Source organism: Bradyrhizobium sp. HKCCYLRH3061 (assembly GCF_051168015.1).
Taxonomy (GTDB): Bacteria; Pseudomonadota; Alphaproteobacteria; order Rhizobiales; family Xanthobacteraceae; genus Bradyrhizobium.
Window position 1 is genome coordinate 1 of the sequence record NZ_JBNPUE010000025.1, and the last position, 23,377, is coordinate 23,377.

Genomic DNA, 23,377 nt, shown 5'->3' on the forward strand with positions numbered 1-23,377 from the left:
ATCCGGCTCTCCGCCTATCATGAAGGCGGCCATATCATCATCTGCATCGCCGACAACGGCCGCGGCCTCAACACCGAGCGCATCAAGGCCAAGGCCCTGGCGAACGGCCTCGTCACCGAGGCCGAGCTCGAGAAGATGACCGAAGCGCAGATCCACAAGTTCATCTTCGAGCCGGGCTTCTCGACCGCGGCCGCCGTCACCTCGGTCTCGGGCCGCGGCGTCGGCATGGACGTGGTGCGCACCAACATCGACCAGATCGGCGGCACCATCGACATCAAGTCGGTGGTCGGCGAGGGCACCTCGGTCACCATCAAGATCCCGCTGACGCTCGCGATCGTCTCGGCGCTGATCGTCGAAGCCGGCGGCGACCGCTTCGCGATCCCGCAGCTGTCGGTCGTCGAGCTGGTGCGCGCGCGCGCCAACTCCGAGCACCGCATCGAGCGCATCAAGGACACCGCGGTCCTGCGCCTGCGCAACAAGCTCTTGCCGCTGATGCATCTGAAGAAGCTCCTGAAGATCGACGACGGCTCGTCGACCGATCCGGAGAACGGCTTCATCGTGGTGACGCAGGTCGGCAACCAGACCTTCGGCATCGTGGTGGACTGCGTGTTCCACACCGAGGAAATCGTGGTCAAGCCGATGTCGACCAAGCTGCGTCACATCGACATGTTCTCGGGCAACACGATCCTGGGCGACGGCGCCGTGATCATGATCATCGATCCGAACGGCATTGCGAAGGCGCTGGGCGCCGCCGGCTCGGCCTCGCAGGCGGTGTCCGACGAGCACGCCGCGCATCACGCCATCGGCGGCGAGCAGCTCACCTCGCTCCTGGTGTTCCGCGCCGGCACGGCGCAGCCCAAGGCGGTGCCGCTGGCGCTGGTCACGCGGCTCGAGGAGATCGCGGCCGACAAGATCGAGATCTCCAACGGCCGCTACATGGTGCAGTACCGCGACCAGCTGATGCCCTTGGTGCAGATGGAAGGCGTGTCGGTGCAGACGTCGGGCTCGCAGCCGATCCTGGTGTTCGCCGACGAGACCCGCGCGATGGGCCTCGTGGTCGACGAGATCATCGACATCGTCGAGGAGCGGCTCAACATCCAGGTCTCCGGCGCCAAGGACGGCATCCTCGGCTCGGCGGTGATCAAGGGCCAGGCGACCGAGGTGATCGACGTCGGCCACTTCCTGCCGATGGCGTTCGCCGACTGGTTCATCCGCAAGGAGATGGCCACCGAGTCGCAGACGCAGTCGGTGCTGCTGGTCGACGACTCCCCGTTCTTCCGCAACATGCTGGCGCCGGTGTTGAAGTCGGCCGGCTACAAGGTGCGCACCGCGGCCTCGGCGCTCGAGGGCCTGGCCACGCTGCGCTCCGGGCACAGCTTCGACATCGTCGTCACCGACATCGAGATGCCGGAGATGAACGGCTTCGAGTTCACCGAGGCGATCCGCGCCGACCAGAACCTGAACCAGATGCCGGTCATCGCGGTGTCGTCGCTGGTGTCGCCGGCGGCGATCGAGCGCGGCCGCCAGGCCGGGCTCTACGACTACATCGCCAAGTTCGACCGGCCCGGCCTGATCGCGGCGCTGAAGGAACAGATCGAGGAACGGGCCCGCGCCGAAGCCAACCGGCGGGCCGCGTGACAGCAAGCGGACAGGAGTAGCGTGCGATGAGCAGCAAGATCGAAACCACCGAGGGCGCCGCCGTCGAATACGTCACCGCGATGATCGGCGGCCAGCTGTTCGGCCTGCCGATCTCCCGGGTCCAGGACGTGTTCATGCCGGAGCGGGTGACGCGGGTGCCGCTGTCATCGGCGGAGATCGCAGGCGTCCTGAACCTGCGCGGCCGCATCGTGACCGTCGTCGACATGCGGGCGCGGCTCGGCCTTGCCCGCGCCGAGGACGGCAAGCCGCCGATGGCGGTCGGCGTCGATCTGCGCGGCGAGTCCTATGGTCTCCTGATCGACCAGATCGGCGAGGTGCTGCGGCTGCCCGAGGAGGGCCGGGAGGAGAACCCCGTCAACCTCGACCCGCGCATGGCGAAATTCGCCGGCGGCGTGCACCGCCTCGACGGCCAGCTGATGGTCATTCTCGACGTCGATCGCGTGCTCGAGCTCCTGCCGAAGGCCGCAATCGCCGCCTAGCCCGTCAACCGTCCCATAGGGGAGACAACAATGAAGAGCTGTCTGGTCGTGGATGACTCCAGCGTCGTGCGCAAGATCGCACGCCGGATCCTGGAGGAGCTGGGCTTCTCCGTCGTCGAGGCGGAAGACGGCGAGCGGGCGCTCGAGATCTGCACCAAGAGCCTGCCGGACTCCATTCTGCTCGACTGGAACATGCCTGTCATGGACGGTTATGATTTCCTCGGGCGCCTGCGCCGGCTGCCGGGCGGCGAAGGCCCGAAGGTGGTGTTCTGCACCACCGAGAATGACATCGATCACATCTCGCGCGCGCTCAACGCCGGCGCCAACGAATACATCATGAAGCCGTTCGACAAGGAAATCGTCGCCGCCAAATTCCAGGAAGTCGGTCTCATCCAGGCGCTGTCAGCCGAATCCGCCTGATCCCTTCGTCTGCCCAGAAGAGGCCGCCCGTGAACCAGCCCGATTATGAGTTCCTGCGCAAACTGCTTCGAGACAAATCGGGTCTCGATCTGTCTGCCGACAAGCAATATCTGATCGAGAGCCGCCTGCTTCCGCTCGCGCGCAAGGCCGGCCTGGCCAGCATCAGCGATCTCGTCCAGAAGCTGAAGGACGGGTCGAGCGCCTTGATCAGCCAGGTCGTCGAAGCGATGACGACCAACGAGACGTTCTTCTTCCGCGACAAGGTCCCGTTCGATCATTTTCGCGACGTGATCATGCCGGAGCTCCTCAAGGCGCGCGCCAACCGCAAGTCGATCCGGATCTGGTGCGCCGCTTGCTCGACCGGCCAGGAGCCGTATTCGCTGGCGATGTCGCTCAAGGAGATGGGATCTGCGCTCAGTGGATGGCGCATCGAGATCATCGCCACCGATCTCTCCCAGGAGGTGCTCGAGAAGTCCAAGGCGGGTCTCTACAGCCAGTTCGAGGTGCAGCGCGGGCTGCCGATCCAGCTTCTGGTCAAATATTTCAAGCAGGCGGGCGAACTCTGGCAGATCAATTCCGACGTGCGCGGCATGGTCCAGCATCGCCAGCTCAATCTGCTGCACGACTTCTCCCAGCTCGGCACGTTCGACGTCGTGTTCTGCCGCAACGTGCTGATCTATTTCGACCAGGACACCAAGATCAACATTTTCGGCCGGCTCGCCAAGTTGATGGAGCCGGACGGCTTCCTCGTTCTCGGCGCCGCGGAGACCGTCGTCGGCCTCACCGACGTGTTCAAGCCCCTTACGGACCGGCGTGGCCTGTATCGCCCGAGCGGGATCGTTTCCGCGGCGAAGGCGCCGGCTCCGGGAATGCCCAGGATCGCGGCCGCGGGCAACTAGATGTTTCGGCAGCCCAATAGAGCAGGACGCGAAGATGTCTGACGACAACAAAGGTACGGAGCGCGTCACCTTCAGCCGCGGCTACGATGTCTGCATCATGGGCATCGACGGGACCTGGCGCAGGGACTGCCAGCTCAACGCCATCTCGGACAACGACGCAGTGCTGACGGTCGAAGGATCGATCCAGGGATTGAACCTGAAGGAGTTCTTTCTGCTGCTGTCCTCGACGGGGCTCGCCTACCGCCGCTGCGAGCTGGTCCGGGTCAACGGCTCCGAGATGGACATCCAGTTCATCAAGGGAAAGAACAAGAAGAAACGCGGCAACGCCTCCGCCGGCCAGGAAGCGACCGTCAACTAGTTCGCCTTCCGGCGGCACGGCGCATTGCTCGCCCGCGGCTTGGGAAGCTTCCGCGCGCGGAGCGACGAAGAGACGCGCCAGCCCGGGTCCTGCGCAAGTCCTAAGACGGGTGGCGGTTTTTCGGAGAGCCGCTTTACGTCGCCGCAGGCTCGGACGTGTAAGACAATGACGTCGGTCAAATTTCCAGGGACGGCCAATGCCGGTCATGAGTTCGGAACTTGCATCCAGCCGGTCGGAGCGCGCCGATGATGGCGAGCGGCGCGCGCTGCAGCTCTTGGTCGTCGACGACGACGCCGCGCAGCGGACGCTGATCGCGCTGGCGGCCAAGCAGGCCGGCCACGCCGTGACGGTCGCGGCCACGTGCAGCGATGCGATCCGCGAGGTGCGCAACAAGCGCTTTGACTGCGTGACGCTCGATCTCATGCTCGAGGATGGCGACGGGACCGAGGTCCTCAAGGTCATCGCAGATACCCGCTTCGCCGGTTCCGTGATCGTGATCAGCGGCATGGACGCGGCCAAGCGAATTGAGGCCCGGCTGTTCGCGCGCTCGCTCGGAATCGACCTGCAGAGCCTGCCGAAGCCAGTCGATCTGGCGGCGCTGCGCATTTGCCTGGCCAATCTCGGCAAGACTGCGCTCGGCCTGCCCGTGGTTCACACCTGGGGCGGCGTCGCAGCCGAAAGTGTTGCCGCGAAGCATCGGTCCTGAGAGAGCCGCATCGGCGCAAGCCGCCGTCCGGAGTGCACAATCCTGTGCAACGTCCAAATCCCGCCGATCTCTGATCAAAACGAGGGCAAGGCCGGCTGACGCCTGTACGTCTTGTGTCAAATGCCGTGCAGATTTTCGTGGACAGAGAGCCGTGCACGCGTCTGGCGCCGAGCATGTCTGTTCGGCGTGGTGCACGTCGGCAACGCTGATGCGATCAGAGTTTGATGTCGATCATGATGCTGTCGGCGTTGATGTGTTTTGCAAGGCAGCATGCTGCTCGAGACGACTGCCTTGAGATCGTGTCCAGATCGTGGTCTCGTGAAGGCGATCACCGATCTGCAGCTACTACTTGTGGGTTAGGATCATAAACCGTACAAATACGGGTGCCCAAAGCACCCGACGAGTATGGTATCATAAGACGCGCTTTCATTGTTTCTTCTCCTTTGCAAGAGCAATCGCCCATGGCCGAACAAACAACTTCCCGCGGTGAGATTTTTGTCGTCGATGACGACCCAGCCGTGCGCGACACCCTCTCGATGGTCTTGTCGGCAGGTGGGTATGAAGTGATCTGTTTTGCGGACGGCGCCGCGCTCCTGGCGGTGGCGCGGAGCAGGACACCGGCCTGCATCCTGCTCGATGTGCACATCCCCGGAAAGTCCGGTCTCGACATTCTTAGGGAATTGCACGGCGAGGACTATCCGGCTCCGATCTTCATGATCTCAGGCCAGGGCGACATCCCGATGGCCGTGAATGCGATCAAGAACGGGGCGCTCGACTTCATCGAGAAGCCGTTCCGCGGCAGTGAGATCGTGGCCCGTCTGAACGAGGCGATTGGCGCGTTCGCGCGGCGGCAGAAGGAGAATGCCTCGCCGAAGATCGGCTCGCTGCATTTCCCCGGCCGCGAGCCGCTGACGCGGCGCGAGCGCGAGGTCCTGGAACAGTTCACGGCGGGGGCCTCGAACAAGGAGGCGGGGCGCACGCTGGGCATCAGCCCGCGCACGATCGAGGATCACCGCGCCAACATCATGAAGAAGCTCGGCGCGCGCAACGCGGCCGATCTGATCCGCATCGTGATGACGGCGTCGCGCGCCAATTGAGCCGATGGCCGGGCCGCCCGCACGTGGCCGCGCTCTGGAGAAGCGGCAATCGCAGGCGCAGGCCGCGTCGGTCAGGCCGCATTGGTCAAGCCTCGCTTTTCAAGCCTCGGTCGCGGCGAGCGCCTTGCGGATCATCCTGGCCAGCTCGGATTTGCGGTACGGTTTCGGCAACAGAAGAATTCCTTCGTCGAGCCGGCCGTGATGCACCACGGCATTCTCGGTATAGCCGGAGGTGAACAGGACCCGCTGCGTGGGACGAAGCCGCTGGATCTCGGATGCGAGCTGGCGGCCGTTCATCGTCCCCGGCATGATGATGTCGGTGAAGAGTAGATCGAACGGCTCTCCGGCATTGGTGATAGCCAGCGCTTCGGCGGCATTGGCCGCCTCCAGCGTCGCGTAGCCCAGCGCATGGAGCTGGGCGAGAACGTAGCCGCGCACCAGCCGGTCGTCCTCCACCACCAGGATTGTCTCCTGGCCGCCCTGGATCGCCGGCGCGGCGCCCGATGGCTGCGTGATCGCTTCTTCGCTGCCCGGCGGCAGGTACATCCGGATCGTGGTGCCGTGGCCCTCTTCGCTGTAGATCCTGATGTGGCCGGCCGATTGCTTCACGAAGCCGTACACCATCGACAATCCGAGCCCCGTCCCCTTGCCCGGCCCCTTCGAAGTGAAGAACGGATTGAACACCTTGTCGATGATGGCGGCGGGAATGCCGCTGCCACTGTCGCTCACCGCGATCATCGCGTAGCGACCGGGCCGCACGTCGTCGTAAAGACTTGCGTAGTTCTCGTCGAGGTCGGCCCAGCCGGTCTCCAGGATGAGCTTGCCGCCATTCAGCATCGCGTCGCGGGCATTGAGCGCGAGGTTGATGACCGCCGTGGCGAGCTGGTTCGGATCGACATGCGCCACGCAGGTCTCGTCCTGGAAGACGGACTCGATCTCGATCTGCTCTCCGAGCGTCGGCCGCAGCAGCTTGGCCGTGTCGATCATCAGCGTGTTGACGTCGACCTCGCGCGGCTGCAGCGGCTGCCGGCGCGCAAAGGCGAGCAGATGCTGGGTGAGATCGGCCCCGCGCGCGGCGGCCTCGTCGATCATCCTGGTGATCGCGGCGAGCTGCGGCTCCTTGGCCACGGCCGCGGCGAGAATCTCGATCGTGCCGGTGATCACGGTGAGGATGTTGTTGAAGTCGTGTGCGATGCCGCCGGTGAGCTGGCCGATCGCCTCCATCTTCTCGGACTGGCGGATCCGCTCCTCGGTCGCGATCTTGTCGGTGAGGTCGCGGAAGAAGCCGTTCAGCACGACACCGTTGCGGGTCCTCAGCGCGGTCACGCTGAGCTCGGCCTTGAACTCGCGGCCGTCGCGCCGCTTCACCATGACCTCGCGTCGGCGGCCGCCCCCGAGTGCGCTCGCTTGTCCGGTCATCAGGATACGGCCGAGCGCGGCGCGCAGCTCCTCGCCGACATCCCCGACCGTGATGACGTCGAAGACGTCCTTGCCGATGATCTCGGCGCGCGACCAGCCGAAGATCTTCTCGGCCTGGGAGTTCCAGTTGAGAATGGCGCCGTTGTCGTCGACCTGGACGAAGGCATCGAGCGCGGTCTCGATGATGTTGCGGGCGAGCTGTTCGCTTTCCCGCAGCGTCTCCTGCGCCAGCCGGCTCTCGGTCATGTCGCGGCCGATGAAGAAGTGGCGCTGCACCGGCTCCGACCAGTTCGAGGTCCAGGACAGCGTCACCACGCGGCCGTCCTTGTGGACGTAGCGGCAGTCGGAGGTGCGCGCCCGAAGGCCGAGGCGCGAGGCGCGCAGCTCCTCGCGTGCTTTGAGCAGATCGTCCGAGTGGATGAAATCCGCGCCGCTGCGGCCGATCATCTCGGCTGGCGCATAGCCGAGAATCGTCTCCACGCTCGGTGAGACCTGAATCAGGATGCCATTGCGGTCGGTGATGAGGATCAGGTCCTGCGACGTCTCGAAGATGCGCCGCCGCTCCTCGGTCTGCTGGCGCAGCGCCAGCTCGGTCCGGCGGCTCTCGGTGACGTCGCGTGCGATCTTGGAGGCGCCGATGATCTGGCCCGTCGGTGATTTGATCGGCGAGACGCTGAGCGAGACCTGGACCAGCTCACCGTCCTTGCGGATCCGCACCGTCTCGAAATGCTGGATCCGCTCGCCGCGCGCCACGCGCACGAGGAAGTCCCGGGCCTCGGGCATGCGCTCGGGCGGCACGAGGAAATCGGCAAGGCGGCCCACGGCCTCCTCGGCGGAGTAGCCCAGCATGGCCTCGGCTGCCGGATTCCAGGCGGTGATGGTGCCGTCCAGCGACAGCGTCACGATCGCGTCGTTCGACGATTCCACCGCGGCACTGTAGAGCCGTTCGCGGGCGGCGAAATGGTCGCGCGCCGCTTCGGTCAGGTAATGCTCCTGGACCTCGCGCTCGAGCTCGGCGGTCTTGGTGCGAACCTCGTCCAGCACGCGGGCGAAGGCGCGCGCCAGCACGCCGGTCTCGCCGACCGCCTCGAGCGGGATATTCACCGCCTCGCCGCGCCCCACGCCCTCGACGGCCTGGGTGAGCTGGTTGATCGGCCGCGTCAGCGAGCGCGCGACCACGAAGGCGAGCGCGGCCGCGCACAGCATCGCGATCAGGCCGACCTCGATCGCCGTCTTGCGGATGGCGAGGGCGGGCGCCATGAAGGCGGTGTTCGGGATCGTCTCGATCACCGCCACCCATTCTTGTCCCGCGAGCAGCGCCGGCGCGAAGGCGACGCCGCCGGGACGATCGGCCTCGTCGTGCAGGATCTGCGCGAAACCCTCGGCGCTGCCGGTTGCGCCTGCGAGCGTCGGAAAATCGTCCTGCCATCGCGTCGATCGGCCGCGTTTCGAGGCGAATTCCCGGTCTGATTCGGGATGGAAGAGATAGTCGCCGCGGGCGTTCACGACATAGAGCTGTGCGCCCGGGCGGGCCGCCGTGCGCAGATGCGCGAACACCGGGCGCATGTCGAGATCGACCATCAGGATCGCGAACGGCTTGCCGTCCGCCCCGAACACCGGCGTGCCGACGCACAGCATCGGCACGCCTGTCTTGGGGTCCGTCGTGTTGCCGTCGAGAATGATCGGCGACAGCCGGATGCCGCCGGGCGGCAGGCTCAGCGTCTCCTTGATGTAGTTGCGCTCGCCGCGCGTGATCAGCTCGTTCTCCGGAACGATCCGCACCGTGTTGCCCGGCCCGAGCCGGTCGACCCGGATCAGCTCGCGATAATCGTTCTCGATCCCGACCAGGCGGATCATCGCGTAGGTCTGCTTGGCCTGCAGCTCGGCGAAGTAGCGCGTTGCGACCCGCTCGCGCCACGACTGCGCCGGCAGCCCTTCGCGGGGATCGGGAGCCCCCGTCTTCAGTGTGCGTATCAACGTTGCCAGATTCGGCGAGGCGCGATAGCCGTTGATGTCGTTGCGGGCGCTGCCGACATAGTTTTCGAGCTCGGTCGCCATCAGGCGCGAATGCGACTCGATTCGATCGAGCGCGCGCGGCAACAGCGCCCGCTCGAGGCTGCGATAGCCGAGCCAGCCGACGGCGAACACCGCGATCGCGACCAGCAGGATCATCGCGATCGCCAGCCGCGTCGTCAGCGTGAGGCGCCCGCCGAACCGCGAAGCCTCGCTCGCGCGCTGCGCGCTGCTGAGCAGCAGCCCTTCGGTTCGGCTGTCAGGATTTCGGAACAGCATCTTGGCCTGGCCGGGGTCGAGTAGCCCGATCGCCTGCCGATGCCAGGCATTCGGAAACCATCGTCAGGAGGGCTGACGGTTTGAACGGCTTGGGCAACGCGGAAACCGCTCCGAGCTTGGTGGCCATGGTAAGATAGTCGGGCTCAGACATCGAGGCCGGGGTGTGGGAACGTCCCGAGGTCATGATGATCGGAACACCCGGCGTGTGCCTGAGGATCATGCGCATCGCCTCCAGCCCGTCCATGCCCGGCATGAAGATGTCCAGGATCACCAGGTCAAAGCTCTCGCTCTTGAAGCGGACGAGCGCCTTCTGGCCGTCGCCGGCGATGCCGACGACGTGACCGGCCCGTTCGAGCACGCGCTGAATTGTCAGCTGCATGAGCGGATCGTCGTCCACGACCAGAATCTTCGCCACGCTCCGCATCTCCCGATTGGCTGGCAGCAAGACCAACGGTCAATTGTAAGGTTTTGCCCAATTCGCGGCGCGCCGCAAGCGTTTCGCCGGACAAGTCACATGCAGGATGGGACGCGGGCAGACACCGCTGTTCCGGACGCGCCAATCGGGAAACAATCCGGGCGCCTTGCGTTGCGGGAGCGAGGCGTGTGCTCGAACGGCGTTCTTGCCTGCATTTGAGGCATTCGCGCCGTGGTTGTAAGGCTGGAACGCTTCACATTCGATTAATCTGGGTGATGGACGATTTGGCAGGGCTCCTGTTTTGCTCGTATGGGCGTGCCACTAGCCGCTGAGATAGTCCGGCCAGCGGCCCCGAATGGTCGCGAGGTCGCTCAGCGTGCCGGTCAGGTGCTCGCGCAGATGCATCTGCGCGTCGTCCGGGCGGCCCGCGGCGATCGCGTCGACGATCTGCTTGTGGTGGCGCAGGATCGTCTGCGCCTTGCCGGGGGACGGCAGATGCAGCCGGCGCAGCCGGTCGATGTGACCGCTGCGGCTCCGCACCAGGGTCCACAGCTCGTGCTTGTCCGCGGCGGTGTAGAGCCGCTCGTGGAATGCGTTGTCGACCACCGTGAATGACGCGAAGTCGCCGTCCCTGGCGAAGCGCCGCTGCTGGGCGATCAGCGCGTTCAGCTCGTCGATCGGGGCCGTCGCAGGCCGCAGCGCGAGCAGGCGCACGATCTCGAGCTCCAGCGCCTGGCGCAGGAACTGCGCCTGCTGCGCCCGACCAACATCGATGCGGCTGACCAGGGTCGCGTGCTGCGGGAACACGTCGACGAGGCCTTCCTCGGCGAGGCGCATCAGCGCGTCGCGGATCGGCGTCGAGCTGAGGCCGAACTCGGCCTGCAGCGCCGGCCGCGACAATGGTGCTCCCGGTGGCAGCGCCAGGGCGATGATCTGGTCGCGCAACCGCTCGAAGACCTGCGGTGCCGCGCGCCGGCTCGGATCGAGCCGTTCGGGCGGGAGAACCGCAGCAGGCGTCGCAGGCAATGCCATGGGGTCGGACGTCCGGCTCGAATGTCGCAGGGGGAGAACAGCCCTTGTCAGAGATGCACTAATGCATTAGTGCATCTCTGCGCCGGCCGTCAAGAAGGAGTCGGCACGCGAGGAGGGATGTCCCATGTTCGAGAAGTTCGCGCGCTCGGCCGCACGAGCCGCCGGCCTGCTGGCCGCGCTGCTGGTCGCGCCGGCCTGGAATGACGCCGCGCAGGCCCAGCAGAAGACCGAAATCTCGCTGTCGCGCCAGCCCGGCATCTTCTACATGCCGAGCCACATCATCGAGAAGCAGAAGCTGATCGAGAAGCATGCGGCCGCGCTCGGCGTGCCCGGCGTCACCACCAAATGGCTGACCTTCTCCGGCGGCGGCGCGCAGACCGATGCGCTGCTGTCGGGCAGCGTCGACATCCTCAACACCGGCACCGGCAATCTGCTGCTGCTGTGGGATCGCACCCGCGGTGGCGTGAAGGGCATCGTCGCGACCTCGGCGCAGCCGATGACCCTGATCAGCCGCGATCCCAACATCAAGTCGATCAAGGATTTTGGCCCCAGCGACAAGATCGCGGTGCCGACCGTGAAGGTCTCGACCCAAGCCATCGTGCTGCAGATCGCGGCCGCCGAGGCGTTCGGCGCCGATCAGTGGAACAAACTCGACGCCAACACCGTGCAGCTCGGTCACCCCGACGCCTATACGGCGCTATCGAATCCGCAGCACGAGGTGCACAATCATTTCTCGATCCCGCCCTACACGTTTCTCGAATTGAAGAACGTGCCCGGCGCGCATGTCGTGCTGAATTCGCCCGACGTGATGGGCGGGCCGCTCAGCCAGGCGCAGTTCTTCACCACGACGAAGTTCGCCGACGCCAATCCGAAGATCATCCAGGCGGTGCGCGACGCCACCAAGGAGGCGCAGGACCTGATCCGCAGCGACACCCGGACCGCGGTCGAGATCTACAAGGAGATCACCGGCGACAAGACCTCGGTCGAGGACCTGCTCGCCTGGCTCAAGGAGCCCGGCATGATGGAATGGAATCTGGAGCCGCAGGGCACGATGAAGTTCGCCGCCCATCTCGCCAAGATCGGCACCATCAAGACCCAGCCCAAGGCCTGGACCGACTATTATCTGCCGGTCGCGCATGATCTGAAGGGCAACTGATGTCCGCGCTGCTCGACGTCGATGGCGTCACCCTCCGCTACAAGACCTCCAGCGCGGTGATCACCGCGACGGAGCGGGTCGGCTTCTCCGTCGACCGCTCCGACCGCTTCGTGCTGCTGGGGCCGTCGGGATGCGGCAAGTCGACCTTGCTGAAGGCGGTCGGCGGCTACATCAAGCCGAGCGAAGGCCGGATGCGCATCAACGGCCGCGAGATCACCGGGCCCGGCGCCGACCGCATGATGATCTTCCAGGAGTTCGACCAGCTGCTGCCCTGGAAGACCGTGCTCGCCAACGTCATGTTTCCACTGCTGACGGCGCGACGCATGCCGCGCAAGGAGGCCGAGAGCCGCGCCCGCGCCTACATCGAAAAGGTCGGGCTGACGCGCGTCGTCGATGCCTATCCGCACACGCTGTCGGGCGGCATGAAGCAGCGCGTCGCAATTGCCAGGGGCATGGCGATGGAGCCGGACATCCTGCTGATGGACGAGCCGTTCGCGGCGCTCGATGCGCTGACGCGGCGGACCTGCCAGGACGAGCTGCTGCAGCTCTGGAATGAGACCAAGTTCACGGTGCTGTTCGTGACGCATTCGATCGCGGAGGCGATCAAGATCGGCAACCGCATCCTGCTGCTGTCGCCGCATCCCGGCCGGGTCAAGGCCGAGGTCATCGATGTCGACAAGGTCTCGGCCGAGGACGGCAGCGCGGCGCGCCTGGAGAAGCAGATCCATGATCTCTTGTTCTCCGAACCCGCAACGACGCATTGAGGACGGTGCCCATGGCTGAAGCCAAGATCATCCTGCGTGATACGTCGGCCGCGAGCGCTGCGCCTGCAGATGTCGCGCGCAAGCTCGGCGTGCTCGAACTGCTGTGGAACGACGGCTTCGTGCGCAAGACCCTGATCATTGTCCTGCTCGCCGCGATCTGGCAGGCCTATGGCAGCTATCTCGACAATCCCCTGCTGTTCCCGACCTTCTCCGACACCATCGCGGCGCTGTGGGAGAAGGTCCGCGACGGCACCATTCCGATGCGCGTCTGGACCTCGCTGAAGGTGCTGTTCATGGGCTATGCCGCCGGCATCGTTCTCGCGGCGATCCTGACTGTGCTCGCGATCTCGACCCGCATCGGCACCGATTTCCTCGAGACGATCACGGCGATGTTCAATCCCTTGCCGGCGATCGCGCTGTTGCCGCTGGCCCTGATCTGGTTCGGGCTCGGCAGCGGCAGTCTCGTGTTCGTGCTGATCCATTCGGTGCTGTGGCCGGTCGCGCTCAACACCCATTCGGGCTTCAAGAGCGTGTCGAACACGCTGCGCATGGTCGGCCGCAACTATGGCCTCACCGGCTTCTCCTACGTGATCCGCATCCTGATCCCGGCGGCGTTCGGCGCTATCCTCACCGGCCTGAAGATCGGCTGGGCCTTTGCCTGGCGCACCCTGATTGCCGCGGAGCTGGTCTTCGGTGTCTCCTCTGGCCAGGGCGGCCTCGGCTGGTTCATCTTCGAGAACCGCAACCTGCTCGAAATCCCGGCGGTGTTCGCCGGCCTCCTGACCGTGATCCTGATCGGTCTCGTGGTCGAGAACCTGATCTTCCGGACCATCGAGCGCAAGACCGTCCTGACCTGGGGCACCCAATCATGACCGACCGCAAGCAACCCGATCAGCTGCGCAGCGCGCGCTGGTTCGCGCCCGACGATCTCCGCTCCTTCGGCCACCGCTCGCGCGTGATGCAGATGGGCTATGCCCAGGAGGAGTGGAAGGGCCGTCCGGTCATCGCCATCGTCAACACCTGGTCCGACGCGCAGCCCTGCCACATGCACTTCAAGAGCCGCGTCGACGACGTCAAGCGCGGCGTGCTGATGGCCGGCGGCTTCCCGATCGAGCTGCCGGCGCTGTCGCTGTCGGAGTCGCTGTTGAAGCCGACCACGATGCTCTATCGCAACATGCTGGCGATGGATGTCGAGGAGCTCTTGCGCAGCCATCCCGTCGATGGTGTCGTGCTGATGGGCGGCTGCGACAAGACCACGCCGGCGCTGCTGCTCGGCGCCACCAGCATGAACCTGCCGGCGATCTATCTGCCGGCCGGTCCGATGCTGCGCGGCAATTGGAAAGGCAAGACGCTCGGCTCCGGCTCCGACGCCTGGAAGTACTGGGACGAGCGCCGCGCCGGCAAGCTGTCGGACGCCGACTGGAATGCGATGGAGGCGGGTATCGCCCGCAGCCACGGCACCTGCATGACCATGGGCACGGCGTCGACCATGACTGCGATCGCGGAAGCGATCGGCATGACCCTGCCCGGCGCCTCGTCCATCCCTGCTGCCGATGCCGAGCACATCCGCATGAGTTCGGAATGCGGCCGCCGCATCGTCGAGATGGTGTGGGAGGATCTGACGCCTGCGAAGATCCAGAGCCACGCAGCGTTCGAGAACGCGATCGCTGTCGCGATGGCGATGGGGTGCTCGACGAACGCGATCATCCACGTGATCGCCCAGGCGCGCCGCGCCGGCGCGGACATCGGCCTCGATGATTTCGAGGGTGCGAGCCGCAAGGTGCCGGTGCTCGCCAACGTCCGGCCGAGCGGCGACACCTATCTGATGGAAGACTTCTACTACGCCGGCGGGCTTCCGGGTCTGATGAGCCGGATGAGGGAGCATCTCCATCTCGACTGCCTCACCGTCAACGGCCGTACGCTCGGTGACAACATCGCGGATGCCGGCGTCTACAACGACGACGTCATCCGTCCGCAGTCCAACCCGATCTACCGCGAGGGCGCACTCGCCGTGCTCAAGGGCAATCTTGCGCCGGACGGCTGCGTCATCAAGCCTTCGGCTTGCGAGCCACGCTTCCTCAAGCATTCCGGCCCGGCGCTGGTGTTCGACGACTATCCGTCGATGAAGAAGGCGATCGACGATCCCGATCTCGATGTTACCGCTGATCATGTGCTGATCCTGCGCAATGCCGGGCCGCAGGGCGGCCCGGGCATGCCGGAATGGGGCATGCTGCCGATCCCGACCAAGCTGGTGAAGCAGGGCGTCCGCGACATGGTGCGCTTGTCGGACGCGCGCATGAGCGGCACCAGCTACGGCGCTTGCATCCTGCACGTATCGCCAGAGTCCTATATCGGAGGTCCCCTGGCGCTGGTGCGCAACGGCGATCTCATCACGCTCGACGTCGCCGCCCGCACCATCAATCTCGACGTTCCCGAGGACGAGCTGGCCCGCCGCCGCGCCGAATGGCAGCCGCCCACGCCGCGCTTCGAGCGCGGCTATGGCTGGATGTTCGCCCGCCACATCAGGCAGGCCAATGATGGCTGCGACTTCGACTTCCTGGAAACCGGCTTCGGCGCGCCGGTGGGCGAGCCGGCGATTTATTAGTTAGCGATTGTCGTTCCTAGGCAGGCGAAGCCTGAGTCTGGAACTTCGAGATTGGGATTCGAGCCATCACCGCAGCAAAGGTGCGCTCCCTCCCCCCTTGTGGGGGAGGGCTGGGGAGGGGGTAGCCCCAAGCGACACCATTGATGTGGACCCCCACCCCCAACCCCTCCCCGTAAGGGGGAGGGAGCGCAGCGAGCAAGACCAAGACATGACCAGACTCAGCACCGCCACCCGCAACAAGCTCAAGACCGTCTCGACCGCGACCGTCGCCACCGCGCTGTTCAAGCGCGGCCTGCGCATCCAGTGCATCCAGAACGTCCATCCGCTCAGCCCGGCGCAGCCGACCATGGTCGGCGAGGCCTTCACGCTGCGCTACATCCCGGCGCGCGAGGATCTCAACACGATCGAGGTGTTTCGCGACCGCGGCCATCCGCAGCGCAAGGCCGTCGAGGATTGTCCGCCCGGCGCCGTGCTGGTGATGGACAGCCGCAAGGACGCGCGCGCTGCTTCGGCCGGCGCGATCCTGGTCAGCCGGCTGCAGCAGCGCGGCGTCGCCGGCGTCGTCACCGACGGCGGCTTCCGTGATGCCGCCGACATCGCCAGACTCGGCATCCCGGCCTTCCACCAGCGCCCGAGCGCGCCGACCAATCTCACCTTGCATCATGCCATCGAGATCAATGGCCCGATCGCCTGTGGCGACGCCCCGGTGTTTCCCGGCGACGTCATCCTCGGCGATTCCGACGGCGTCATCGTCATCCCAGCCCATCTCGCCGACGAGATCGCGGACGAGACGTTCGAGATGACCGCGTTCGAGGATTTCGTTGCCGAGCAAGTTGCCAAGGGCCGCTCGATCCTCGGCCTCTATCCGGCAACCGACCCGCAGACGCCCGCCGACTTCGCGGCATGGCGCGCGAAGAACAACAGGTAGCCGCTCCAAATTCCGGTGTCGTCCCTGCGAACGCAGGGACGACACCGTTGTTGTGGCGCGAGCGTACCACAAAGCGCCGAAAATGCCCGCCCATCCAGCGAGAGCTGCAAGCCTGACATGCGGCTGAATCGCCACGTGCGCTGTTGACCGGGCGCTCCGCGCTGGTCACGGTGGCCGGCCCTCATAGCCGCTCCGTGCCCCATGCTCTCCATCGCCTCCCTCTGGATTCCCTTCACCCTGGTCGCCGCCGCCGGCCAGGTCGCGCGCAACGCGATGCAGCGGTCGCTGACGGCGAAGCTCGGCACCTGGGGTGCGACCAATATCCGCTTCCTGTTCGGCTTTCCGTTCTCGCTGGTGTTCCTGACCGTGGTGCTGCTGGCCACCGGCGACCATCTGCCATGGCCGCCTGCTGTGTTCTGGCCGTGGCTGCTGCTCGGCGCGCTCAGCCAGATCATCGCCACCGGGCTGATGCTGCTGGCGATGACCGATCGCTCGTTCGTCGTCACCACCGCCTATCTGAAGACCGAGGCGATCCAGACCGCGATCTTCGGCTTCATCTTCCTCGGTGATCCGCTCTCGCTGCCGAAGCTGGTCGCCATCCTGATCGCCACCATCGGCGTCGTTATCACCGCGCTGCGTCCCGGTGGCGAGAAGGGCTTCGCAGAGTTGAAGCCGACGGTGACCGGACTGGTCGCAGCCGCCGCGTTCGCCTTGTCGGCCGTCGGCTTCCGCGGTGCCATCATCACCGTCGACGGCGTCTCCTTCGTCACGGCGGCGTCCTACACGCTGGTCTGGGGCCTGTTCGTGCAGACGGCGCTCCTCACCGTCTATCTGCTGGCGCGCGCCCCCGGCATCCTGCGCGGGATCCTGTCGCTGTGGCGGCCGTCGATGATGGCCGGCTTCGTCGGCGCCTTCGCGTCGCAATTCTGGTTCCTGGCGTTTGCGCTGACCGCGGCCGCCAATGTCCGCACGCTGGCGCTGATCGAGGTGCTGTTCGCGCAAGGCGTGTCGTACTACTCGTTCAAGCAGCCGGTTTCGCTGCGCGAGATCGGCGGCATCGCGCTGATCGTCGCCGGGGTGGCGCTGCTGATCGCGGTGTAGTCAACCCTTGAGCGCGATCAGCACGGCACCGGCCGCGATCAGCGCGATGCCGATCCAGCCCTGGGGACTCGGTCGCTCGCCGAGAAACACGGCCCCGAACAAGGCGACCAGCACGACGCTGAGCTTGTCGATCGGCGCGACCAGCGTCGCCGGCCCGAGCTTCAGGGCGCGGAAATAGCACAGCCACGAGGCGCCGGTGCCGAGCGCCGACAGCGTCAGGAAGAGCCAGCTCTTCATCGAGATCGGGCCGGGGCTCGTCAGCTGGCCGGTCGCGAACAGGATCAGCGCCAGCGTCACCAGCACGATCGCGGTGCGGATCAGCGTGGCGAGATCGGAGTTGAGACCCTCGACGCCAACCTTGGCGAAGATGGCGGTGAGGGCCGCGAACAGAGCCGAGAGGAGGGCCCAGAGCTGCCAGGAGGAGGAGAGGGGGAACATCTCATCTCTCGGAGGAAGGTCGCAGTTGAGGTCGAGACATTTCAACCGTCATTGCTTCGCGGCGCTCGCAATGCCGGAAAGATTGCCGAGATCGTGCGCGCATCACTGCCGGCTGCCGCCGAGTGACGAGCCCCGCCGGTCAATTCCGGTCGTCGGGCAGCACCGGGATCGGCGCGACCTCGATACCTTCCTCGATCAGTTCGCGGGCCTCGTCGAGCGAAGCCTCGCCATAGATCGGCCGGTGCTCGGTCTCGCCGTAATGCATCTTGCGCGCCTCCGTCGGGAAACGCTCGCCGACATCGTCGGCGTTCTTGACGATGTGGTCGCGCAGCTCCTTGAGCTTGGCGCGCAGCTCGCGCTCCTGCGCCATCATCAGCGACGTCGATCCGGGCGGAATGACCTCCTGGGCGGGCGTCGGTACCGGAGCAGGCGCGGCAGGCACGGGCGCCGCGTCGCGGCCCTTCTTGCTGACGATGCGCGGCGCCATGATCGCCTTCTCGATCTTGGTCGAGCCGCAGGCCGGGCATTCCACCAGCTTGCGCTTCACCTGCGAATCGTAGGCCGAGGAACTCTGGAACCAGCTTTCGAACGTGTGGTCACGCTCGCAGCGCAGCGCGTAGCGAATCATGCCGAGCCCCGCACCAGGTGCAGATAGTCCGGACCCGCGTTGGGGTCGGCGATGCCGAACCGGCGGCCGTGCTGCAGCGAAGGAATGGTCTGGCGCACGCTCTCGACCCGCGCGGGATCGATCCGCGCCATGATGACGCCGGGCTCGACGCCGCCCTCCGCGAGGATATCGCCCCAGGGATCGATGATCAGCGAATGCCCGAAGGTCTCGCGCTTGTTCTCGTGCACGCCGCATTGGGCGGCGGCGAACACGAAGCAGCCGGTCTCGATGGCCCGGGCGCGCAGCAGCGTGTGCCAGTGCGCCTCGCCGGTCTTGCGGGTGAACGCTGAGGGCACGCTGATGAACGAGGCGCCGCTCTCGGCCAGCGCGCGATACAGCGCCGGGAAGCGCACGTCGTAGCAGATCGTCAGCCCCAGACGGCCCCAGGGCAGATCCGAGATCACGGCCGTCTCGCCCGGCTGATAATTGGCGGACTCGCGATAGCTCTCGCCGCCCGGCAGGTCGATGTCGAACATGTGGATCTTGTCGTAGCTCGCCAGCACGTTGCCGTCGGGCCCGATCAGGAACGAGCGGTTCACGGCCTTGTCTGCCGAGAAGCGCAGCGCCAGCGATCCGATGTGCAGATGGATGCCCAGCTCCTTGGCGAGCGCCTGATAGGCCTTGAGAGAGGGATCGTCCGCCTCGCTCTTGAGCTGCTCGAACAGCGCCGTCCGGTTGAGCTGCATCATGTTGCTCACTTCCGGCGTCTGGACGTACTCCGCGCCCTGCGCCACCGCTTCCCGGATCAGCCTGGTGCCCTGCTCGAGGCTCGGCTCGGGCAGGAGCGAGGTGCGCATCTGCACCATGGCGGCGGTAAAGCTGCGGTCGTTGCTCATGATGTCGCCTTGTCTCCCGCCAGCATGGCGTCGAGCCTGCCCTCGCGATCGAGCGCATAGAGATCGTCGCAGCCGCCGACATGGGTGTGGCCGATGAATATCTGCGGAAAGGTCGAGCCCGGGCCGACACGATCATACATCTTCTGCCGAACCGTCGGATCCTTGCCCGCGTCGTGTTCGGTAAAGGCAACGTTCTTGCGGGTCAGGAGCGATTTGGCGGCCGTGCAGTAGCCGCACCCCGGACGGGTATAGATTTCGATCGCAGCGGTCATGTCGCGCTCAGCTGGTTCGGAACGACAGATTATATGGGGGCGCGGGGGGCATCGACAACCCGGGCGAAGACCAGCACGCTGACCTCGGCCGCCTTGGCGCGCAGCAGAGCGCGGGCGCAGGCATCCACCGTCGCGCCGGTGGTCAGCACGTCGTCGACGATCACGATGCGGCGCCCCTGCACCTCATGCAGGCGGTCTGAAGATACCTGGAATGCGCCCTGCACATTGCTGGCGCGCTGGGCGCGCGACAAGCCGACCTGCTGCTCGGTGGCGCGGACACGGCGAAGCGTATCGCCGCTCATTCGGACGCGGCTACAGCGGGCGACCACCCGGGCAAGGGCGCCGGACTGGTTATAGCGGCGGGAAAAGCCGCGCCGCCAATGCAGGGGCACGGGGACCACGAGGTCGGCTTCGGCCAGCAGCTCACGGCCGGCGCGGGCCATCCAGCGTCCCATGATCGGCGCCAGATCGGTGCGATCCTGATATTTCAGCTGATGCACCAGGGTGCGGGCGACCTCGTCATAGCGCACCGCCGCGCGGGCGCGGGCATAGGCCGGCGGCGCCGCGATCGCCTCCATCGACAACAGCTCAGGACCGGGATCGTAGACGAAGGGGATGCCGAGCTTGGGGCAATAAGGCCGCTCGATGAACGACAGCTTGCCCCAGCAGGCGGCACAGACGCCCTCGCCGTCGACCGGCTCGCGACAGGCGATGCACAGTGTGGGGAGCGCGACGTCGAGTGCGAGCTTCGCGACATGCGCGAGCCCGCCATGCAGCGCGCCTACGGCTGCACGAAGTCGTCCGACGCTGATTGGAGCAAACGTCACGCCCATGTGTTGAGGCTAGCGTCGCAACCCGCGCCGCTCAAGCGGTGCATTGCCCGGCCACCAGGATCGGCGTAACCAGCCCCGATGACCCAGCCCGCGACAGCTCCCATTCTGTTCGACCGTCCCCTGCTTGCGCAGCGGCAGCGGCGGGCTGCGGGCGCGCCCGAGACGTTCCTGCTGGAGCGCGTCGCCGAGGACATCGCGGACCGCCTCGCCGCGGTGAACCGGTCGTTCGATGCGGCCGCCGATATCTGGACGCCCGGCGCCGGTTTGGCGCCACATCTCACAGGCGGTGTTGCGCAACTGGCCCATCTGGCGGCGCCCGCCACGGCGGATGAGACGCTGCCGCTGGCGCCGCAATCGCTCGATCTGGCGCTGTCGGCGCTGGCGTTCCAATTCGTCAATGACCTGCCCGGCCTGCTGGTGCAGGTTCGCCGGGCCTTGCGCCCAGATGGTCTGCTGCTTGCGGCGATGATCGGCGGCGATACGCTGACCGAACTCCGGCAATCCTTCGCGGCCGCCGAGGCCGAATGCGAGGGCGGTGTGTCGCCGCGTGTCGTCCCGTTCGCCGATCTGCGCGATGTCGGCGGTCTGTTGCAGCGTGCCGGCTTCGCGCTGCCGGTCACCGACGTCGACCGGGTCGTGGTGCGCTATGCCAGTGCGTTCGGCCTGATGCAGGATCTCCGCCGCATGGGCGCGACCAACAGCCTGGTCGAGCGCCGCCGCACGCCGCTGCGTCGTGCGACCTTGCTGCGAATGGCCGAAATCTATGCCGAGCGCTTCGCCGATCCCGACGGCCGCATCCGCGCCACTTTCGACATCATCTGGATCTCCGGCTGGGCGCCGCACGAAAGCCAGCAGAAGCCGCTGAAGCCGGGCTCGGCGACAGCGAGCCTGGAGGCCGCGGTGAAGCGGAGCCAGGGAGCCGGTGATCGCGAGTAAGCAGACTCGTCATCGCCGGGCTTGACCCGGCGATCCATCCTCTTCGAGAGTCTTCGGAAGAGGATGGATGCGCGGATCAAGTCCGCGCATGACGAGTGAGGTTGGGCGCCGTCCCAGCTACATCAATAAATCAATCAGATGCGGCAGCAGCGGAATGTCCGCGGGCGGCATCGGATAGTCGCGCAGCTTGTTCGGCCGCACCCAGGCCAGTTGCTGGCCCTCGCGCGCGGTCACCAGGCCTTCCCAGCGCCGGCAGATGTAGAGCGGCATCAACAGATGGAACGTCTCATAGGCGTGGCTGGCAAAGGTGAGCGGTGCGAGGCAGGCCTCGCGCACGGTGATGCCGAGCTCCTCGTCGAGCTCGCGGATCAGGCTCGCTTCGGGGCGCTCACCCGGCTCGAGCTTGCCGCCGGGAAACTCCCAGAGTCCCGCGAGCGTCTTGCCGGGCGGCCGCTGCGCCAGCAGCACACGATTGTCGGCGTCGACGAGCGCGCAGGCGACGACGAGCGTGAGTTTCAGGTCGGGCATGATCCGATCGGTTGCGAGAGGGATGCGCCGGTCCGAGAACCAGGCACGCTGTTGAGGGAATTTTAACCTAGGCCGTTTCGCGCCCCGTTTCCACGGTTGAAATAAGCCAACCTTAATGGCCGGCCGCGTATTTTCACGGGTGAACGCCGTGGCCTCCTCATGGTTTGTTAGGCATCATTCATGCGAATTCTATCTAGCCTGCTCGGCCGCCTGCGCCGCGACGTCAGCGGCAACGTCGCAGTGACGTTCGCGATCGTCTGCGTTCCGCTGATCACCGCGGTCGGCTGCGGCGTCGACTACAGCCGCGCCAACCAGATGCGCGCCAAGCTGCAGGCGGCGGTCGACGCCGCCTCGGTCGGCGCAGTGTCCCGCACCGCGCCGGCCTTCATCGCCGCGGGCACGATGACCTCGGACGGCGTGATTGCCGCCGGCAACGACGACGCGGCGAAGATCTTCAACGGCAACATGTCCGGCACGTCGGGCTATACGCTGACCAGCCTGACGCCGGAGGTGAAGAAGGCCGGCTCGGTGCTGACCGCCACCGTGTCGTTCTCGGCCACCGTGCCGATGATGTTCATGAACATCGTCGGCTTCAAGACCATGACGCTGCAGGGCTCGTCGACGGCCAAGGCCTCGATGCCGCGATACATCGATTTCTACCTGCTGCTCGACAATTCGCCGTCGATGGGCGTGGCGGCGACGCCGGCGGACGTGACCAAGATGGTCAATGCGACCTCCGACAAATGTGCCTTCGCCTGCCACGACTACAACGACGCCAACAACTACTACAACCTCGCCAAGACGCTCAACGTCACCACGCGGATCGACGTGCTGCGCAGCGCCACCCAGCAGCTGATGGATACGGCGCAGCAGACGCAGACCTATACGAACCAGTTCCGCATGGCGATCTACGACTTCGGCGCGGCGTCGAAGACGATCGGATTGCGGGCGCTGTTCTCGCTGTCGTCGAGCCTGTCCAGCGCCAAGAGCGCCGCGGGCAACATCGACCTGATGGGCGTCTACGGCAACAATGACGCCTACACGGCCGACAAGGACACGCCGTTCACCTCGGTATTCCCGGCCATCAACAACGAGATCGCCACGCCCGGCGACGGCACCACCGGCTCGCCGCTGAAATACCTATTCTTCGTCTCCGACGGCGTCGCGGACGAAAGCAACGCGTCCTGCCTGAAGCCCAAGGCCAGCGGCAATCGCTGCCAGTCGCCGATCAATCCGGCGCTCTGCACCACGCTCAAGAACCGCGGCATCAAGATCGCCGTGCTCTACACCACCTATCTGCAGCTGCCGACCAACAGCTGGTACATGAGCTGGATCGATCCCTTCAACAAGGGGCCGTTCGGTCCGTCGCCGAACAGCGAGATCGCGCAGAAGATGCAGGCCTGCGCCTCGGACGGATTCTATTTCGAGGTGTCGCCGACGCAGGGCATCGCGGAGGCGATGAAGGCGCTGTTCCAGAAGGCGGTCGCCGACGCACGGATCGCGAGCTGATCGGCTTTGTCCCGGAAGCGCGCCGGCC

General features: G+C 66.0%; 24 protein-coding genes. 15 read left to right on the plus strand and 9 right to left on the minus strand.

Going from position 1 to position 23,377, the window contains the following annotated elements:
• The 7 genes from ACQR2C_RS29735 to ACQR2C_RS29765 form a co-directional block, all read left to right on the plus strand.
• Positions 1-1,638, plus strand: a 1,638-nt coding sequence (locus ACQR2C_RS29735) for a hybrid sensor histidine kinase/response regulator (RefSeq protein WP_434881228.1), incomplete at its 5' end; no start/stop codon positions are given.
• A gap of 26 nt (positions 1,639-1,664) precedes the next feature.
• Entirely contained in the window at positions 1,665-2,138 is a 474-nt protein-coding gene (locus ACQR2C_RS29740; protein WP_315800634.1) for a chemotaxis protein CheW, read from the plus strand.
• A gap of 30 nt (positions 2,139-2,168) precedes the next feature.
• Positions 2,169-2,558 (plus strand): response regulator, encoded by a 390-nt coding sequence (locus ACQR2C_RS29745; RefSeq protein WP_434882712.1) that lies wholly within the window; start codon positions 2,169-2,171, stop codon positions 2,556-2,558.
• A 29-nt stretch (positions 2,559-2,587) separates the two neighbouring features.
• Positions 2,588-3,457 carry a CheR family methyltransferase gene (locus tag ACQR2C_RS29750; RefSeq protein ID WP_315800633.1) on the plus strand — a complete coding sequence of 290 codons (870 nt, stop codon included), beginning with the start codon at positions 2,588-2,590 and terminating at the stop codon, positions 3,455-3,457.
• A gap of 34 nt (positions 3,458-3,491) precedes the next feature.
• Positions 3,492-3,815, plus strand: coding sequence for a PilZ domain-containing protein (locus ACQR2C_RS29755; protein ID WP_315800632.1), 324 nt, complete (start codon positions 3,492-3,494; stop codon positions 3,813-3,815).
• Positions 3,816-4,011: 196 nt separating this feature from the next.
• Positions 4,012-4,521, plus strand: a complete 510-nt coding sequence (locus ACQR2C_RS29760; protein WP_315800631.1) for a response regulator — start codon at positions 4,012-4,014, stop codon at positions 4,519-4,521.
• 461 nt (positions 4,522-4,982) lie between these two features.
• Positions 4,983-5,618, plus strand: coding sequence for a response regulator transcription factor (locus ACQR2C_RS29765; protein WP_315717165.1), 636 nt, complete (start codon positions 4,983-4,985; stop codon positions 5,616-5,618).
• Positions 5,619-5,717: 99 nt separating this feature from the next.
• On the opposite strand, the gene ACQR2C_RS29770 is transcribed toward ACQR2C_RS29765, so the two are convergent.
• The 3 genes from ACQR2C_RS29770 to ACQR2C_RS29780 all read right to left on the minus strand — a co-directional run bounded on the left by ACQR2C_RS29770 (position 5,718) and on the right by ACQR2C_RS29780 (position 10,776).
• Positions 5,718-9,329, minus strand: coding sequence for a PAS domain S-box protein (locus ACQR2C_RS29770; protein WP_434882713.1), 3,612 nt, complete (start codon positions 9,327-9,329; stop codon positions 5,718-5,720).
• Positions 9,310-9,744, minus strand: a complete 435-nt coding sequence (locus ACQR2C_RS29775; protein WP_434882714.1) for a response regulator — start codon at positions 9,742-9,744, stop codon at positions 9,310-9,312. Before ACQR2C_RS29775 ends, ACQR2C_RS29770 begins: the two co-directional genes overlap by 20 nt.
• 321 nt (positions 9,745-10,065) lie before the next feature.
• Positions 10,066-10,776 carry a GntR family transcriptional regulator gene (locus ACQR2C_RS29780; RefSeq protein WP_434882715.1) on the minus strand — a complete coding sequence of 237 codons (711 nt, stop codon included), beginning with the start codon at positions 10,774-10,776 and terminating at the stop codon, positions 10,066-10,068.
• A gap of 124 nt (positions 10,777-10,900) precedes the next feature.
• Here ACQR2C_RS29780 and ACQR2C_RS29785 point away from each other — a divergent pair, with 124 nt between their 5' ends.
• The 6 genes from ACQR2C_RS29785 to ACQR2C_RS29810 all read left to right on the plus strand — a co-directional run bounded on the left by ACQR2C_RS29785 (position 10,901) and on the right by ACQR2C_RS29810 (position 17,330).
• Positions 10,901-11,932, plus strand: a complete 1,032-nt coding sequence (locus ACQR2C_RS29785; RefSeq protein WP_434882716.1) for an ABC transporter substrate-binding protein — start codon at positions 10,901-10,903, stop codon at positions 11,930-11,932.
• The gene (locus tag ACQR2C_RS29790) at positions 11,932-12,696 is read left to right on the plus strand and encodes an ABC transporter ATP-binding protein (RefSeq protein ID WP_315800626.1); all 765 of its coding nucleotides are present in this window, start codon (positions 11,932-11,934) and stop codon (positions 12,694-12,696) included. Before ACQR2C_RS29785 ends, ACQR2C_RS29790 begins: the two co-directional genes overlap by 1 nt.
• Positions 12,697-12,707: 11 nt before the next feature.
• On the plus strand, positions 12,708-13,568 hold the full coding sequence (locus ACQR2C_RS29795; protein ID WP_315800625.1) for an ABC transporter permease: 861 nt from the start codon (positions 12,708-12,710) through the stop codon (positions 13,566-13,568).
• Entirely contained in the window at positions 13,565-15,301 is a 1,737-nt protein-coding gene (araD, locus tag ACQR2C_RS29800; RefSeq protein ID WP_434882717.1) for an L-arabinonate dehydratase, read from the plus strand. The genes ACQR2C_RS29795 and araD overlap by 4 nt, the downstream gene beginning before the upstream one ends.
• A gap of 208 nt (positions 15,302-15,509) precedes the next feature.
• Complete coding sequence (locus ACQR2C_RS29805; RefSeq protein ID WP_434882718.1) at positions 15,510-16,229, plus strand: ribonuclease activity regulator RraA; 720 nt, start codon at positions 15,510-15,512, stop codon at positions 16,227-16,229.
• Between the two features lie 201 nt (positions 16,230-16,430).
• The gene (locus tag ACQR2C_RS29810; RefSeq protein WP_315800622.1) at positions 16,431-17,330 is read left to right on the plus strand and encodes an EamA family transporter; all 900 of its coding nucleotides are present in this window, start codon (positions 16,431-16,433) and stop codon (positions 17,328-17,330) included.
• Here the strand turns inward: ACQR2C_RS29810 and ACQR2C_RS29815 are convergent, their stop codons facing one another.
• The 5 genes from ACQR2C_RS29815 to ACQR2C_RS29835 form a co-directional block, all read right to left on the minus strand.
• Positions 17,331-17,768, minus strand: a complete 438-nt coding sequence (locus ACQR2C_RS29815; protein ID WP_316216851.1) for an EamA family transporter — start codon at positions 17,766-17,768, stop codon at positions 17,331-17,333.
• A gap of 139 nt (positions 17,769-17,907) precedes the next feature.
• Positions 17,908-18,396, minus strand: a complete 489-nt coding sequence (locus ACQR2C_RS29820; RefSeq protein WP_316182887.1) for a DUF1178 family protein — start codon at positions 18,394-18,396, stop codon at positions 17,908-17,910.
• Entirely contained in the window at positions 18,393-19,271 is an 879-nt protein-coding gene (locus ACQR2C_RS29825) for a carbon-nitrogen hydrolase family protein (RefSeq protein ID WP_434882719.1), read from the minus strand. Before ACQR2C_RS29825 ends, ACQR2C_RS29820 begins: the two co-directional genes overlap by 4 nt.
• Positions 19,268-19,543: a glutaredoxin 3 gene (grxC, locus tag ACQR2C_RS29830; RefSeq protein ID WP_315800618.1), complete on the minus strand. Its 276-nt coding sequence runs from the start codon at positions 19,541-19,543 to the stop codon at positions 19,268-19,270. The genes ACQR2C_RS29825 and grxC overlap by 4 nt, the downstream gene beginning before the upstream one ends.
• A 29-nt stretch (positions 19,544-19,572) precedes the next feature.
• Positions 19,573-20,376: a ComF family protein gene (locus ACQR2C_RS29835; protein ID WP_434882720.1), complete on the minus strand. Its 804-nt coding sequence runs from the start codon at positions 20,374-20,376 to the stop codon at positions 19,573-19,575.
• A 78-nt stretch (positions 20,377-20,454) separates the two neighbouring features.
• On the opposite strand from ACQR2C_RS29835, the gene ACQR2C_RS29840 reads away from it, so the two are divergent.
• On the plus strand, positions 20,455-21,312 hold the full coding sequence (locus ACQR2C_RS29840; RefSeq protein ID WP_316182891.1) for a methyltransferase domain-containing protein: 858 nt from the start codon (positions 20,455-20,457) through the stop codon (positions 21,310-21,312).
• Positions 21,313-21,429: 117 nt separating this feature from the next.
• Here ACQR2C_RS29840 and ACQR2C_RS29845 read toward each other — a convergent pair whose 3' ends face one another.
• A complete protein-coding gene (locus ACQR2C_RS29845; protein WP_315800615.1) occupies positions 21,430-21,840 on the minus strand; it encodes a (deoxy)nucleoside triphosphate pyrophosphohydrolase in 411 nt (136 codons plus the stop codon).
• Between the two features lie 180 nt (positions 21,841-22,020).
• On the opposite strand from ACQR2C_RS29845, the gene ACQR2C_RS29850 reads away from it, so the two are divergent.
• On the plus strand, positions 22,021-23,349 hold the full coding sequence (locus ACQR2C_RS29850; protein WP_434882721.1) for a TadE/TadG family type IV pilus assembly protein: 1,329 nt from the start codon (positions 22,021-22,023) through the stop codon (positions 23,347-23,349).
• Positions 23,350-23,377 lie beyond the last annotated feature (28 nt).

Bases quoted from the DNA above. Each gene is read 5' to 3' on its own strand.
- ACQR2C_RS29790 (WP_315800626.1), top strand. From the start codon at position 11,932: ATGTCCGCGCTGCTCGACGTCGATGGCGTCACCCTCCGCTACAAGACC.
- ACQR2C_RS29770 (WP_434882713.1), bottom strand. From the start codon at position 9,329: ATGCTGTTCCGAAATCCTGACAGCCGAACCGAAGGGCTGCTGCTCAGC.
- ACQR2C_RS29785 (WP_434882716.1), top strand. From the start codon at position 10,901: ATGTTCGAGAAGTTCGCGCGCTCGGCCGCACGAGCCGCCGGCCTGCTG.
- ACQR2C_RS29840 (WP_316182891.1), top strand. From the start codon at position 20,455: ATGACCCAGCCCGCGACAGCTCCCATTCTGTTCGACCGTCCCCTGCTT.
- ACQR2C_RS29815 (WP_316216851.1), bottom strand. From the start codon at position 17,768: ATGTTCCCCCTCTCCTCCTCCTGGCAGCTCTGGGCCCTCCTCTCGGCT.
- ACQR2C_RS29820 (WP_316182887.1), bottom strand. From the start codon at position 18,396: ATGATTCGCTACGCGCTGCGCTGCGAGCGTGACCACACGTTCGAAAGC.
- ACQR2C_RS29825 (WP_434882719.1), bottom strand. From the start codon at position 19,271: ATGAGCAACGACCGCAGCTTTACCGCCGCCATGGTGCAGATGCGCACC.
- ACQR2C_RS29810 (WP_315800622.1), top strand. From the start codon at position 16,431: ATGCTCTCCATCGCCTCCCTCTGGATTCCCTTCACCCTGGTCGCCGCC.
- ACQR2C_RS29765 (WP_315717165.1), top strand. From the start codon at position 4,983: ATGGCCGAACAAACAACTTCCCGCGGTGAGATTTTTGTCGTCGATGAC.
- ACQR2C_RS29760 (WP_315800631.1), top strand. From the start codon at position 4,012: ATGCCGGTCATGAGTTCGGAACTTGCATCCAGCCGGTCGGAGCGCGCC.
- grxC (WP_315800618.1), bottom strand. From the start codon at position 19,543: ATGACCGCTGCGATCGAAATCTATACCCGTCCGGGGTGCGGCTACTGC.
- ACQR2C_RS29805 (WP_434882718.1), top strand. From the start codon at position 15,510: ATGACCAGACTCAGCACCGCCACCCGCAACAAGCTCAAGACCGTCTCG.
- ACQR2C_RS29780 (WP_434882715.1), bottom strand. From the start codon at position 10,776: ATGGCATTGCCTGCGACGCCTGCTGCGGTTCTCCCGCCCGAACGGCTC.
- ACQR2C_RS29835 (WP_434882720.1), bottom strand. From the start codon at position 20,376: ATGGGCGTGACGTTTGCTCCAATCAGCGTCGGACGACTTCGTGCAGCC.
- ACQR2C_RS29740 (WP_315800634.1), top strand. From the start codon at position 1,665: ATGAGCAGCAAGATCGAAACCACCGAGGGCGCCGCCGTCGAATACGTC.
- araD (WP_434882717.1), top strand. From the start codon at position 13,565: ATGACCGACCGCAAGCAACCCGATCAGCTGCGCAGCGCGCGCTGGTTC.
- ACQR2C_RS29755 (WP_315800632.1), top strand. From the start codon at position 3,492: ATGTCTGACGACAACAAAGGTACGGAGCGCGTCACCTTCAGCCGCGGC.
- ACQR2C_RS29845 (WP_315800615.1), bottom strand. From the start codon at position 21,840: ATGCCCGACCTGAAACTCACGCTCGTCGTCGCCTGCGCGCTCGTCGAC.
- ACQR2C_RS29795 (WP_315800625.1), top strand. From the start codon at position 12,708: ATGGCTGAAGCCAAGATCATCCTGCGTGATACGTCGGCCGCGAGCGCT.
- ACQR2C_RS29745 (WP_434882712.1), top strand. From the start codon at position 2,169: ATGAAGAGCTGTCTGGTCGTGGATGACTCCAGCGTCGTGCGCAAGATC.
- ACQR2C_RS29850 (WP_434882721.1), top strand. From the start codon at position 22,021: ATGCGAATTCTATCTAGCCTGCTCGGCCGCCTGCGCCGCGACGTCAGC.